Annotated in this window: 16 protein-coding genes and 1 pseudogene; 11 read left to right on the top strand and 6 right to left on the bottom strand. The window is 40.0% G+C overall.

What is annotated here, in order from left to right; genetic code table 11:
- The first annotated feature begins 25 nt into the window (after window positions 1–25).
- The gene (locus BK584_RS08045) at window positions 26–247 is read left to right on the top strand and encodes a transcriptional regulator SplA domain-containing protein (RefSeq protein WP_078392129.1); all 222 of its coding nucleotides are present in this window, start codon (window positions 26–28) and stop codon (window positions 245–247) included.
- A gap of 111 nt (window positions 248–358) precedes the next feature.
- Here the strand turns inward: BK584_RS08045 and BK584_RS08040 are convergent, their stop codons facing one another.
- Entirely contained in the window at window positions 359–598 is a 240-nt protein-coding gene (locus BK584_RS08040; RefSeq protein ID WP_054703678.1) for a NifU family protein, read from the bottom strand.
- Between the two features lie 140 nt (window positions 599–738).
- Between BK584_RS08040 and BK584_RS08035 the strand changes: the two genes are divergently transcribed.
- A complete protein-coding gene (locus BK584_RS08035) occupies window positions 739–1,068 on the top strand; it encodes a YuzD family protein (protein WP_078392128.1) in 330 nt (109 codons plus the stop codon).
- A 131-nt stretch (window positions 1,069–1,199) separates the two neighbouring features.
- Here the strand turns inward: BK584_RS08035 and BK584_RS08030 are convergent, their stop codons facing one another.
- Both BK584_RS08030 and BK584_RS25700 read right to left on the bottom strand, forming a co-directional pair.
- Window positions 1,200–2,267, bottom strand: a complete 1,068-nt coding sequence (locus tag BK584_RS08030) for an NAD(P)/FAD-dependent oxidoreductase (RefSeq protein ID WP_437182768.1) — start codon at window positions 2,265–2,267, stop codon at window positions 1,200–1,202.
- A gap of 447 nt (window positions 2,268–2,714) precedes the next feature.
- Window positions 2,715–2,834, bottom strand: a pseudogene (locus BK584_RS25700) (TetR/AcrR family transcriptional regulator); the annotation flags it as partial.
- A gap of 230 nt (window positions 2,835–3,064) precedes the next feature.
- On the opposite strand from BK584_RS25700, the gene BK584_RS08025 reads away from it, so the two are divergent.
- From BK584_RS08025 to dapF, 3 genes are all read left to right on the top strand, one after another.
- On the top strand, window positions 3,065–3,301 hold the full coding sequence (locus BK584_RS08025; protein WP_078392126.1) for a YuzB family protein: 237 nt from the start codon (window positions 3,065–3,067) through the stop codon (window positions 3,299–3,301).
- Between the two features lie 98 nt (window positions 3,302–3,399).
- Window positions 3,400–3,639 carry a hypothetical protein gene (locus tag BK584_RS08020; RefSeq protein WP_078392125.1) on the top strand — a complete coding sequence of 80 codons (240 nt, stop codon included), beginning with the start codon at window positions 3,400–3,402 and terminating at the stop codon, window positions 3,637–3,639.
- A gap of 7 nt (window positions 3,640–3,646) precedes the next feature.
- Window positions 3,647–4,495, top strand: coding sequence for a diaminopimelate epimerase (gene dapF / locus BK584_RS08015; RefSeq protein ID WP_281255780.1), 849 nt, complete (start codon window positions 3,647–3,649; stop codon window positions 4,493–4,495).
- Window positions 4,496–4,585: 90 nt separating this feature from the next.
- On the opposite strand, the gene mqnE is transcribed toward dapF, so the two are convergent.
- Window positions 4,586–5,680 (bottom strand): aminofutalosine synthase MqnE, encoded by a 1,095-nt coding sequence (gene mqnE / locus BK584_RS08010; protein WP_078392124.1) that lies wholly within the window; start codon window positions 5,678–5,680, stop codon window positions 4,586–4,588.
- A gap of 210 nt (window positions 5,681–5,890) precedes the next feature.
- Between mqnE and BK584_RS08005 the strand changes: the two genes are divergently transcribed.
- Window positions 5,891–6,070: a Spo0E family sporulation regulatory protein-aspartic acid phosphatase gene (locus BK584_RS08005; protein WP_078392123.1), complete on the top strand. Its 180-nt coding sequence runs from the start codon at window positions 5,891–5,893 to the stop codon at window positions 6,068–6,070.
- 58 nt (window positions 6,071–6,128) lie between these two features.
- Window positions 6,129–6,482, top strand: a complete 354-nt coding sequence (locus tag BK584_RS08000; protein WP_078392122.1) for a HesB/IscA family protein — start codon at window positions 6,129–6,131, stop codon at window positions 6,480–6,482.
- A 41-nt stretch (window positions 6,483–6,523) separates the two neighbouring features.
- Here the strand turns inward: BK584_RS08000 and BK584_RS07995 are convergent, their stop codons facing one another.
- Together BK584_RS07995 and BK584_RS07990 are read right to left on the bottom strand one after the other, a co-directional pair.
- Complete coding sequence (locus BK584_RS07995) at window positions 6,524–7,189, bottom strand: amino acid ABC transporter permease (protein ID WP_078392121.1); 666 nt, start codon at window positions 7,187–7,189, stop codon at window positions 6,524–6,526.
- 11 nt (window positions 7,190–7,200) lie between these two features.
- Entirely contained in the window at window positions 7,201–8,022 is an 822-nt protein-coding gene (locus tag BK584_RS07990; protein WP_078392120.1) for a transporter substrate-binding domain-containing protein, read from the bottom strand.
- A gap of 231 nt (window positions 8,023–8,253) precedes the next feature.
- Here BK584_RS07990 and BK584_RS07985 point away from each other — a divergent pair, with 231 nt between their 5' ends.
- From BK584_RS07985 to BK584_RS07970, 4 genes are all read left to right on the top strand, one after another.
- Window positions 8,254–9,960 (top strand): PTS mannitol transporter subunit IIBC, encoded by a 1,707-nt coding sequence (locus BK584_RS07985; RefSeq protein ID WP_078392119.1) that lies wholly within the window; start codon window positions 8,254–8,256, stop codon window positions 9,958–9,960.
- A 69-nt stretch (window positions 9,961–10,029) separates the two neighbouring features.
- The gene (locus BK584_RS07980) at window positions 10,030–12,090 is read left to right on the top strand and encodes a BglG family transcription antiterminator (protein ID WP_078392118.1); all 2,061 of its coding nucleotides are present in this window, start codon (window positions 10,030–10,032) and stop codon (window positions 12,088–12,090) included.
- A gap of 1 nt (window position 12,091) precedes the next feature.
- Window positions 12,092–12,523 (top strand): PTS mannitol transporter subunit IIA, encoded by a 432-nt coding sequence (locus tag BK584_RS07975; RefSeq protein ID WP_078392117.1) that lies wholly within the window; start codon window positions 12,092–12,094, stop codon window positions 12,521–12,523.
- Window positions 12,523–13,650 (top strand): mannitol-1-phosphate 5-dehydrogenase, encoded by a 1,128-nt coding sequence (locus tag BK584_RS07970; protein ID WP_078392116.1) that lies wholly within the window; start codon window positions 12,523–12,525, stop codon window positions 13,648–13,650. The genes BK584_RS07975 and BK584_RS07970 overlap by 1 nt, the downstream gene beginning before the upstream one ends.
- Window positions 13,651–13,667 lie beyond the last annotated feature (17 nt).

Raw genomic sequence — 13,667 nt, 5'->3', positions numbered from 1 at the left:
CTACTCCCATAAAGGAGGAGATAGGATGCTACAAATAAGTGAGTTAGCGGATGGTCAAACCGTCTATATTATTTACAGCAATCCCCATACGCCAACTGTCGCCACGATTCAAGAAGGGTATATATCGGTAGATGCTCTTGGAGCAAGCGTAGTTGTGTATGATTATTATCATACATTGGAGGATGATGATGCTGTATTTGCTTCCTATGAAGATGCTGAACAAGTGTATAAGCAATATGTGTTGTAATATGAGATACCATAGGGCCTTTTTACTGCCTTATGGTTTTTTATATACGATTGTTTCATTAGAAGAAAAAAGCAGCAAAGGCATGGCCTTTGCTGCTGGTGAATGCTTTTATTAAAATACTTGCTCGATCTCCGTTACGCCAGGAACTTCTTCCAAAAGCGCACGCTCGATACCGGCTTTCAACGTAATTGTAGAGCTTGGGCAAGAACCGCAAGCGCCTAATAGGCGTACTTTTACAATTCCGTCTTCCACATCAACAAGTTCAACGTCTCCACCATCACGTAGTAAAAACGGACGAAGCTTATCCAAGACTTCTTGTACTTGCTCCATCATATCTGTGCTTGTTTCCATCAGGAATCACTCCTTTCTTTCTTATACTCATTATAATAGGCGAGCATAAAAAAATCCATGCATCTGCGTATTTAATTTTTAAGTTGCACTTTTGAAGCAAGCTCATGTACGCTAGAAAGACATATAAAAGGAGGCGCTTTATGATTGCAATTCGATTGACAGTATATGGAGCAGAACAAAAATGTGCATCTTGCGTCCATCTGCCAAGCGCACTTGAGACAAAGGAATGGTTAGAGGCTGCCTTATTAAGAAAGTTCCCTGATGAAGCGCTTGAATTTCATTATGTGGATATTGAACACCCAAACTCAGAAGAAGAAAGGCTGTATGCCGAAGCAATTTTAAATGATGAGTATTTTTATCCACTGTTAGTTTTGAACGGTGAGATTGTAGCAGAAGGGAACCCTAGCTTAAAGCAGATAACAAAAAAAGTGGAGGAATTAACTACTAGTCCTTCAAGAGAAATGCTTTGATGGTGTAAGGAGACGTTTTTTGATTAGGAAGGAGGCATCCGTTACGACGTTACAACTAAATAAACTATTGAAGGAAATAAAATAAATTAAGCACGATGTTCAATAGAACATCGTGCTTATTCTAATAGGGATCAACCAGAATGGTATTTGTACATCCATAGAACGCCACTTTTTAAGATGCGGGCAACCCGACCAGTCAGGGGACGTTCACCCATCATACCAAAGCCATGTTTTTTTCCAAGCGATCCGAGTACGCCTTTTAATTTAATTCGAGGCATTGATGCAGGTAACTCTTCGCCTTTCCATTGATGCTTTAAAATGGTCACAATTTGCTCCGCTTGTCCTTCAGCAAGTTGTGCACTAGGTGCGTGAGGCAAGCTGGCGCAATCACCAACCACAAACACATCAGGTTGATTAGGGATAAAATGTTGAGGTGTTAGAATAATTCGACCAGAACGATCTTTTTCAACATCCAAATCACGTACCACGCCAACAGGTTGAACACCAGCTGTCCAAATTACAGCATCCGTTTCAATTCGTTCATCATGATTGTATAGTGCACCGGGCTCGACTTTAGTTATATTTGAATTATTGCTAACATCGACACCATGTTCTACAAACCAATTTTGAACATAGCTACTTAATTTTTTTGGGAACTGAGACATGACAGAATCTCCGCGGTCAAATAAGCGGATTGTTAAATCCGGTCTACTTTCCCTGAGCTCACTAGCTAATTCTACCCCGCTCAAACCAGCTCCAACGATTGAAACGACACCTTCAGGACGAACGTTATTTAAAGTTTCGTAAGTTTTACGTGTTGCACCCATTGTTTGAATACTATGTGTATATTGGTCTGCTCCTGGTACGCCGTGGTATTTATCGGTACAACCAAGTCCAATGACAAGTTTATCAAACTGAATTGATTCACCAGTATCAAGTTCAATGACATGGTCTTTTGGATGAATGGAAGTTACTGTTGCGTATTTAACTTGTAAACGAGCATCTTCGGGGAAGGTGACTCGTAAATGATGATCGGAAGCAGTCCCTGCTGCTAATGCGTAATATTCGGTTTTTAAGCAATGGTATGGGAGTTGATCCACTAATATAATTTCCCAGTCTTTAGGTAAATCATTTGGAAGTAATCGCTGTAATACGCGCATGCCTCCGTAACCTGCTCCTAGTACGACGAGTTTTTTCATGGAAAAAGGTCTCCTTCTGTGTGAAATGGCTTCAAAACTCGTATCAACAAGTGTCATAACTTTTTTGACAAGTCCGATTCGAGTAGGTTCATTTTTGAAAATATACATTCCATATGCAATATGACTGTTAATAATGTGAGCAAACACGTCTACTTGTACAGCAGTTAACTCTAGCTCTGCTTCCTCAAGCATCAACTTCCAGTGATCAAATAGAATGCCGTCATTTTCAGCCACTTGTTTCCAAATTTGCGCTGTAAGCACGGGGTGAATATCATAATCTTTTAATAAAAAAAGTAAACTTGCTCGAATGCGAGGAAGCAAATCATAAGAGGAAGAGGTGATTTCTTCTTCTCGATATTGTGCGAGTCCTATAAGCCTTTCTTCTGCAAGTGCGTCTAAAATGGATTCCTTCGTAGGAAAATGATTAAAAAAAGTTCCTTTAGCTACTTTGGCAGCGTTTGTAATCTCTTGTACGGTTGTTAATTGATAGCCTTTTTCGTAAAATAAAGCCACAGCGGCAGTTAAAATTGCTAAGCGGGTTTTCGTTTTACGTTGTATTGTTTTCATAAGTGTTGGCCATATGAAGTACGTGCCAACTTCACCTCGTTTTTAATCGTTCAGCAACTTGAAAATGACCTTGGTCAGTTCTGATTATACCGATTTGATCCTTTTTCGACAACCCATTTTTGAACGTTTTGTTACAAAACATCGATTCCGTTTCAGTAATAGTTACATAAGAGCACCGATGATTGACTTTACGAAGCAGACAGAGTAGCATAACGATGAGGTGACCGCAGATGAGACCGATTATTGAATTTTGTTTAAGCAATTTGGCAAGCGGTTCACATGATGCGATGGAGGAGCTTGAAAAAGATCCAAACCTTGACATTATTGAGTACGGGTGTTTAAATCATTGCGGAACATGTGCACTTGACCATTTTGCATTAGTGAATGGAGACTTTGTATCTGGTGAGACAGCTGAAGAGCTAGTCACCAATATTTATAATCATTTAGAAGAAAATCCAATGTTTTAATAGATTGCAAAAGCAGAGCTTGAAAAACAAAGGGACAGGGCCTGCGCAGGCATAAAGCTGGGCGGTCTTTTTGTCTACCAAAAAAGGAGCATTCCCGGATGGATTTTTTGCCATTTAGTCATACTTGGCCTTATGAATTGCAAGGCAAAGATATTTATGTTGAAGCTTGCCCTTACTGCGGCGAAGAGCATGTATTGACACATATGAAACAAAAAGAGTTAAAGCTTGCAAAAGAACATTTTAAAGTACGCTTGGTCATGCCGTGTTGCCATGGTGTGATGACGATTCTGGAGGCTGATTCAGATTATTTTTGGGCAAACGAACCATTAAGGAAGTGAAAAAGTGATTAAATTTACTAAAATGCATGGGTTAGGGAATAGCTATATTTATATTAACTTGTTCAAAGAAACTTTACCCGAAGAGCGAATGGCTGAAACTGCGATTCAGGTTGCCGATCCAAATCGAGGGATTGGTGGCGATGGCATGATTGTAATTGCTCCATCGGATTCTTGTGCGGTTAAAATGCGCGTGTTTAATAGCGATGGTTCTGAAGCGAAAAATTGCGGAAATGGCTTGCGATGTGTTGCTAAATATAGTTTTGAACAAGGAATAGTAGATCAGAAGACATTTACAATTGAAACGCTAGGCGGGCCAGTTTCAGCTACTGTTTATCCAAATGATCTAAATATCGTTGAAACGGTTTCTATTAATATGGGCAAACCTCGTCTAGACCCTGCCGCAATCCCCATGTCAGGAGTTGCAGCAGATTCTGTAATCAATCAGCCGATAAAAGCAGGTGAGGAGACAGTGAATATTACCGCTGTATCAATGGGGAATCCGCACGCGGTTATGTTTGTTGATGCGATTGATCAGGCTCCAGTCACAGAGCTTGGTCCTTTAATTGAAAAGAATTCCGTTTTCCCGGAATGGGTGAACGCTGAATGGGTAGAAGTAATAAGTCAAACAGAACTAAATTTCCGAGTGTGGGAAAGAGGTTCTGGCATCACTCAGGCATGTGGTACAGGTGCGTGTGCAGCTGTGGTAGCAAGTGTATTAAATGGTTATTCAAATCGTGGAGAACCCATTATAGTACACTTGCTTGGAGGCGATTTAGAGATCAAGTGGCAGGAAAACGGAGATGTACTAATGAATGGACCAGCTGAATATGTATGCACAGGAAAAGTATACGTGTAAGTTCCTCCTATTCAATTAGCACATTAAATATCAAAAAAACTGCATCTTTCATTGTTAGATTTTACCAACAATGGAGATGCAGTTTTTTCTTTAATATTCTTTAATATGATTGTAGAATGTGTCGCGTTCAACTGGATTTTTTCCAGCTCCTTTAATCATATGAATCAGTTCTTTGCGCGTAATACCTGATGATGTAAGCGCGCCAACAGAGTGAGAAATACGTTCTTCAATTAATGTACCATGTATATCACTTGACCCGAAAGTGAGAGCCATTTGCGTAAGTTGCACGCCAATATTAATCCAGTATGCTTTTATATGTGGGAAATTATCGAGCATTAAGCGACTAATTGCAATCGTCCGCATGTCATCATACGCTGATGTACGACGGTTTAAACCCGCTTTTATATTTTTTGGTTGCATGGCAAGTGGAATAAATACCATAAATCCATTTGTACGATCTTGTAATTCGCGTACACGTTTCATATGAATTAAGCGTTCTTCTTTTGATTCAACAGAACCATAAAGCATCGTAGAATGTGTACGTAGACCCAAATTATGTGCGGTTTCATGAGCTTCAAGCCATTGGTCAGTAGAAGCTTTTTCAGAGCTCATTATTGCACGGTAGCGCTCAGTTAGTATTTCCGCCCCTCCACCTGTTAATGTTGATAGACCGGCATCCATTAACGTTTGAATGACTTCTTTCATAGAAATGCCTGCTAAGCGAGAGAAGAACTCAATTTCTGCACCAGTATATGCCTTTACAGTAACTTGAGGGTAATGTTTCTTTAACGTTTTTACTGTATTCACATAGTAATCAAAACCAACTTCATTGTTATGTCCACCAACGATGTGGAACTCACGAATATTATCGTTCCAACGGTCCGCTACATACTTAAGCAGAGCTTCTTCGTCCATCGTATACGCGCCTTCTTCACCAGGCTTTCGTTTAAATCCACAAAAACCACAATTCGCTTCACATACATTTGTAGGGTTTATGTAGAGATTCTCAATAAAATAGACGTTTTGACCATTTTTTCGCTCATTGACTAGGTTAGCCAATTGTGCAACTCCTAATAAATCTGGTGTTTCGTATAAAGTTAGCCCATCTTCAATTGACAAGCGTTCTCCATTTAATACTTTTTCTTTTACTCCATGAAGCTTCGTGTCGGTAAGCAATACACTCATCTTCGAAATCCTCCTTTGGAACATCACAACTATTTCAAAATACTTCATATTTACGTACTTGCAATCTATTATACTACTAGACATTTCATAAGGAAAGGAATGCAGAGTGAAGGGGTCAAAACATTTTTATTGCAAGCTTGATCGATAAATTTTAAAATGTAAGTAATATGCGGTTCAGTGGATCTTTATTAGTGGAGTGGGGTGGTAATAATGAAGACAACATATGAGAAACTAGAACATGTCCGTGCGCTAATGCTTCAGGCTGTGAAACAATATGGATTGTCCCATCCCCTTGTTTTAATGTATAGCGAAGAAATTGATCAAATACACAATGACATCTTGATGATTCAAAATCATAAAGAGGTTCCGTTTACTAAGCAGAGGACTTGAGTATAAAATAAAAAGGCCTTATACTAACACAAGAAACTAAAGTGAGGGAGGCATATTTATGATTACTCTTACAGATGCAGCAGCAGCTCAAATTAATGAAATGAAGTCTGACGAAGGCGATAGCTCATTAATGCTACGGATTGGCGTAAAAGGCGGCGGTTGTTCAGGACTATCTTATGGAATGGGCTTCGATAATGAACAAAACGATAACGATACACATTTCAAAGTGAACGGGATTGACGTATTAGTGGATCAAGAAAGCGAGCCTATTATAAAAGGGCTTATCATTGACTATAAACAAAACATGATGGGTGGAGGATTTACGATCGATAATCCAAACGCAATCGCAAAATGTGGTTGTGGATCATCTTTCCGCACGGCTGTAAATGCTGGGACACCAGAGAATTGTTAAATTTAAAAAACCGTTGATGGATATATCCATCAACGGTTTTTTTATGATTCCAAATAACGGTTAAATCGTTTCTCCAAATAGCGCTGAAGCCAGGAAAGCAATGAACAAGCTCCCCAATAAATAAGAGCTGCAACAACGAGCACAGTGAAATAATTAAATTCACGTCCACCAATGATACGAGCCTGATACATCAGTTCGGGCAAGGCAATTGTTGAGGCAATCGATGTTGACTTAACAAGACTTAAAAAAACATTGCTTAATGGTGGTAAGGCAATTCGAGTTGCTTGTGGCAAAACGACATAGCGCATCGCTTGCCACTTATTAAGACCAAGCGATGCTGCCGCTTCGTGCTGCCCTTTTGAAACAGAAGATAAGGCTGAGCGGTTTACTTCAGCGACATAGGCCGACGTATTAATACTAAACGCGAGAATGGCCGCAGAAATGGAGCTTAAACTAAGACCAAGTTCGGGTAATGCAGCATAAAGCAAAAACAAAAGCACTAAGATCGGCACGCCACGGTTAAATGAAATGAATAACATGCAGGGTACTCTCCAGTAAAAGCGGTCTGACATTCGACCGAGTGCTAAGAATAAACCGGAGATGAGCGCAATGCCCATACTTATAAAAGCAACCAGCATTGTGTATTGCAATCCCATTAAAATAAAGGGGAAAGACTCGATGGCAAGGTTCAAGTTAAATGAGTTCATTAGTGGTTCCCTTATTCGAAATCAACATCAGCAGGCAATTTTGTCACATCTTGTCCATCAAAGAATTGTTCTGATAGGGCCGTTGCTGTGCCATCGTCAAGCAATGTTTGCAGGGCATCGTTGAGAGCTTCTTGTAAAAGTGGCTCCTCTTTTGCAATCATAAAACCTTGTTCAGTAGGATCATAAAAAAGGGACGGATGAATTTGAACATCGATTTCAGGCATAGACTCAACAGTAATGGATTGCAAATAATAGTCGTTTAAAATAAGGTCACCTTGTCCGTTCTCGACGGAACGTAAATAAACGTCATTTGTAACATTGTCCAAATACTTAGGCTTAGCGCCGTATTCTTCTGCTTTTTGCATATACGTTGTGGTGTTTGCACCTAATGCAACCTTTCCTTCTAAATCCTCCATTGTTTCAATTCCCGACAAATCACCTGTACGAACTATGGCACTACCATATGAAAATTTATAAGGAATGGAGAAATCAAAATTTTCTTCACGTTCCTCAGTTATCGATAAACTATTTGCTGCCAGATGGACGCGCCCACTATTTAATGCTTGCGTCATTGTATCAACACCAATTTCTTCAAATTCAATTTCTACTCCGAGAATGTCTGCTACTTCTCGAGCGAGTTCTACTTCATACCCTGTTAGACCGTCTTCTTCAGAATGATAAGAGGTAGGGAAAAGTGTACCCGCAGTTGCAACAGTCATTGTTTTAGATTCCTGAATTTGATCCCAAGCCGTGTTTTGATTTTCCTCGGTATCTCCACATGCAGTAAGAAGGGTAACTGCAACGATAGTGGGAATGAATAAGCGTTTGTTCATAGATGTATATGCCTCCTAAATAAATCGATAAATGCCATTTGTAAGTATGCCGCTAAATGGCAAAACAATCAAGCGGTTGATCTCTTTCCTCCATATAAAGTAAGCTTCTTAAAAACAGTTTTGTCGTGGTCATTGCGACGAAATTGTATTTTCCTTTTATTGAAGGGAACTCTATAGGGTATTAAGATGAGCTTACACTTAACATTAAGTTTTTAAAAAGGAGGAAGCAGGATGGCGGAAAAAAAGAGCATCCGTTCTCGTGTACAAAAGTTTGGTAGTAATTTAAGCAGTATGATTATGCCAAACATCGGCGCATTTATCGCATTTGGTATTATTACGGCAATCAATGCGTTTGCTGCTATAGAAATTTTAGATAATATGGTTGAACCAATGATTTATTATCTATTGCCTCTATTAATTGCTTACACAGGCGGTAAGTTAGTTCATGATATGCGTGGTGGTGTCGTTGGCGCGACTGCGGCGATGGGTGTTATTGCAGCTGTTCCGGATGCACCTATGTTTATTGGTGCAATGATAATGGGGCCATTAGGCGGGTATGTCATTAAGAAATTTGACCAATTAATTGATGGGAAAATCAGACAAGGATTTGAAATGCTAGTCAATAACTTTTCAGCAGGTATTCTAGGTGCTTTACTTGCCGTAATGGGTTCACTTGTCATAGCACCATTAGTAAATGGGCTTACGTCTTTACTCGGTCGAGGAGCAGATGTTTTAATTTCAACAGGTCTTTTACCGCTAGTCAGTTTAGTTATTGAACCGGCAAAAGTATTATTTTTAAACAATGCCATTAACCATGGTGTTCTAGTTCCTTTAGCAGCAACACAATTTCAAGAACTAGGAAAATCAATCTTTTATCTTCTAGAAGCAAATCCAGGTCCAGGTTTTGGTGTGCTTCTTGCTTTTATGATCTTTGGCAGAGGAGTCGCCAGAGGTTCATCTTATGGCGCTGGAATTATACATTTCTTTGGTGGAATTCATGAGATTTACTTCCCATACATTTTAATGAAACCACTTTTATTTATTTCAGTTATTTTTGGTGGTGCTACAGGGGTCTTTGTCTTTAATGCATTTGGAGTTGGTTTAGTTGCACCCGCCTCACCAGGGAGTATTATTCCAATTGTAGGTTTAGCTGGACCAGGCGATCATCTTGGCGTAATTCTAGGTGTGCTCGCAGCAACGGCTGTCTCTTTTGTGATCTCTGCGATTATTTTGAAAATGGATCGTAAAGATGAAGACGACAATATTGAGGAAGCTCAAGCAAAAATGAAAGATATGAAAGGCAAAAAAACAGGGGTGGTACCTGAAGGCTCTACTAGCAAAAGCTATGCAGATGTTCAAACCATTATCTTTGCGTGTGACGCAGGAATGGGATCAAGTGCGATGGGAGCTTCGATCATGAAAGACCGGGTGAAAAAAGCGGGTATCGATGATGTCGCAGTTTCGAATACATCTATTAGTAACATTCCAGACAATGCGGATCTTGTTATCACACATAAGGATCTAACTGAACGTGCAAAGCAAAAATTACCAAGTGCGATTCATGTTTCGGTTGACAATTTTATGAATAGTCCACGATACAATGAAATTATTGATGGGTTAAAACAGAACGAAACAGATGAGCCGAAGCCAGCTCAGGTAGAAACCGTTGACAAGATCATTTTTGCCTGCGATGCAGGAATGGGATCAAGTGCAATGGGAGCTTCTTTATTAAAAGATAAGTTTAAAAAAGCAGGGATTACGGGTATTCACATATCGAATACGGCCATTAGCAATATCCCTAGCGACGCTGATTTGGTCATTACGCATAAAGACTTAACGGATCGAGCAAAACAAAAACAGCCTGAAGCAGAACATATTTCGGTTGAAAACTTCTTAAACAGTCCTCGGTACGATGAGTTAATTAATCGATTAAAGTAACAGGCAAGCATCCCCTAGTCATGGGGGTGCTCTCTGTATTGGTGACTAACAACAAAGGAGGCGGCTTGTGTGCATGTGACTGCGAGAGAACGTGTGCTGCTAATGGCATTGCTTGACCATGACAGTGGACTGACATTAAAGGAGCTTGCCCAAGCCGCATCTGTGAGTATTCGTACAATTCAGAGAGATTTACCTACACTTGAACGAACGGTAACCGCCTTTCAGCTAAGTTTGAAAAAAGGACATCTACTTTCATTAGAAGGGCGAACGGAAGCAAAGGAAACGTTACGGGGCGAGTTGTCAGGGAAAAAGCACACTGATTTAACGAGTGAAGAAAGAGTTAGTTTGTTGCTTGCAATTCTTCTCGATGCAAAAGAGCCAGTAAAGTTGTTTACACTTGCTAAACAATTAAACGTGGCTTCGGCAACCGTTGCTTCCGATTTGACAAAAGCCGCGGAATGGCTGGAGTTATTTGGTATTGGGTTAATTCGCAAGCGAGGTTACGGGGTTGAAGTAAAGGGGAGCGAAACGAATATTCGTAGGGCGATGTCCAGCATTCTGGCGGAAAATTTAACGGAAGAGGCATTTTACCATGCGGTTCAGCTCGAAGAAGAAAAAAACGAAGTAGCTGACAGGCTGTTGCATTTTGTTGATTTAGAAACGATCCGAATGGTGCAGATGACCGTTGCTCAAATGAAACAAGCACACTTTGAACACATGTCAGACCATTCGTATATGGCTCTAGTTGTCCATGTCACACTTGCGATAGAACGAATTCGGCAAGGTGAACAAATTCGGATGGATGCAGATCAGTTAAAAGTGTTAGAGCAAGAACCTTCTCTACCAATTGCAAAAAAACTAGCGGAGGCATTGGAACAAAAATTTTCTGTTTCTATTCCGAATGAAGAGGTTGGTTACCTTGTGATGCATTTGCGAGGAGCAACTGCCATTGAACCGTTTGAATTGTCATTAAAAGAAGATCAGATTGATTTAACGGTTCGCGTAAAAAAACTTATTTCAGGAATGGAAGAAGAGCTGAATCTAACTCTTTCAGAACCGTCGTTATTTCAAGGATTACTTGCCCATTTCACACCTGCGCTTTACCGCGTAAAACATAATATGAAGATCCACAACCCTTTACTTTGGCGAATCCGCGCAGATTATGGAGAATTATTTGCTGCAACTAAGCGTCAAGCATCTAAGGCTTTTTCACCACTTATTTTACCTGATGAAGAAATTGGCTTTTTGACGCTTCATTTTGGAGCAGTAACCACGAGAAAAAAACAAGTGGGTCCTCTTTCTGCATTAGTTGTCTGCTCCAGTGGGATTGGATCGGCAAAAATGTTGTCAAGTCGAATCAAGCAAGAGTTTCCAGAAATTATTTCAATAACCAATGCTTCTTTGTTTGAATTAGAAAATTATAATCCAATGGATTTTGATTTGTTTATTTCCACTGTAAAAGTGGAAAAAGAAAGAGAAGCGCTCCATGTTAGCCCTGTTTTAACAAAAGATGAAGTGGCGGTCATTCGTGCTCGCATAGAAAGGAGTGTGCGGGAGCAATTGCCGATGACCACTACCCCTTCTTTTCTTAACATTTCCAAAGGGAAACCAACATTCGCTGACATAGCTAGGATGGCCGGTTACACTGAACAGTTGTTACAGTCTGTTGGAGAAATAGAGGTTGATGAGCTTGAAAAAGGGTTATATGACATGTGCATTTGGCTTGAGTCGAAGGAAGCCGTTGTCAATGCTTCTCGAGTGTATGGAGCATTAAGAGCAAGAGAACAACTAGGTGGCTTGGCTATTCCGGGGACTGGGTTTGCGTTATTCCATACAAGGACAGATGATGTGAAAGTACCTGTTTTTTATGTTCTAACACTAAAACAAAACGTAACAGTTTCATCTATGGCAAGCGGTGAAGAAGCTGTGAATCGGGTGTTGTTAATGCTAGCGCCTAGCTCCCTAGATGAACATAAGCTTAGTTTAATGAGTTTTATCAGCATTTTACTCATAGGATCAGAAGACCAGACTCGTATATTTCAACGAGGCACAATAGCGGAGATTGTCTCTTTATTGGAACAGAAATGCCGAGAATTTTTACTAACATATATTAATGAAGGAGTGGACTAACATGAGCATTTTAACAGAAGGAAATATTAAAATAGGTGCAGCAATTGAAACAAAGGAAGAAGCGATTCGTCAAGCAGGAGAGATTTTGGCAGAGCAAGGTTATACTAGTGAGAATTATATCGACAAAATGTTTGAGCGGGAAACGTTAACTTCAACTTATATGGGGAATTTACTTGCTATTCCACATGGTACAGAAGACGCGCGTGATGAAGTGAAAACTTCTGGCTTGTCTATTCAATTACTTGAAAAAGAAATTGATTGGGGTGGTAACCCTGTGCAGCTTGTCATTGGAATTGCAGGTAAAGGAGACGAGCATCTTGCAATCTTATCAAAAATTGCCATTGCTTGCTCTGAAGAAGAAAATGTTCGCACTCTCTTAAAAGCTAAATCTCCAAGTGAAGTACTTGACTTCTTCTCAGAGGTAGCAGAGTGATGAAAGCAGTCCATTTTGGAGCCGGAAATATAGGAAGAGGATTTATTGGAGCTTTACTCGCTGACGCTGGATACGAAGTGATTTTTTCTGATGTTAATAATGAAGTGATTGATGTGTTAAATGAGCGAGGCTCGTACACGGTAACAACGGCAGCAGAGAAAAAAGAGACATTCACTGTAAACAATGTCCGTGGTATTAATAGTAAAAAAGATGAAGATGCGGTTATACAAGCGATTGCTTCTGCTGATATCGTTACTACAGCGGTAGGGCCAACCGTGTTGCCATTGATTGCAAAAACGATTGCAAGAGGACTTGCTTTGCGTGAAGGTCAATCTCCGGTAAATGTGATTGCTTGTGAGAATGCAATTCGTGCAACTTCACAATTAAAATCAGAAATCCTTCGTCATTTGACAGAAGAGGAAACTAATTCAGTTCTTTCATTAACTGGTTTCGCTGACGCAGCTGTTGACCGTATTGTACCAAACATCGAGTCTGAAGATGTTTTAGCGGTAACAGTAGAACCTTTTTTTGAATGGGTTGTTGAAGAACCTTCTTTAAAAGGTCAAAATGTGAATCTAGGTGAAGCATTGCTTGTGGAAGACCTTGCTCCTTATATTGAGCGAAAACTCTTCACCGTGAATACAGGACATGCTGTTGCAGCTTATGCTGGTTTTCAGGAGGGGAAACGTACGATCCTTGAAGCATTACAAGATGATTATATTAAGCATCGGCTACGTGGCACGCTTAATGAAACAAAAGCGGTTCTTGTTGATTTGTATGATTTTGATGCAGAACAACATGAGGCTTATATTGAAAAAATCATCTCTCGGTTTGAGAATCCTTATTTAGAAGATTTAGTAGAACGGGTGGGGCGCGGTCCAATCCGAAAGCTTGGTCAACATGATCGACTTGTTAAACCTGCGAAATTACTCGCTGAAAAAGGATTGCATCCAGAATCACTTGTTGAGACAATTTATGATGCCTTGCATTTTTATGTAGCTGGTGATGCAGAAAGTGAAACACTTAAAGAGTTGGTCGCTGAAAAAGGACTAATTGAGGCTTTTACAGAGGTTTCTGGAATTGAAACAACCCACCCCCTCGTAAATATGTTAACAAAACGATTATAAAAATAGTGCCTCTGTTC

The organism is Shouchella patagoniensis (assembly GCF_002019705.1).
Taxonomy (GTDB): domain Bacteria; phylum Bacillota; class Bacilli; order Bacillales; family Bacillaceae_D; genus Shouchella; species Shouchella patagoniensis.
This window is presented reverse-complemented; position numbering and strand designations above follow the sequence as displayed.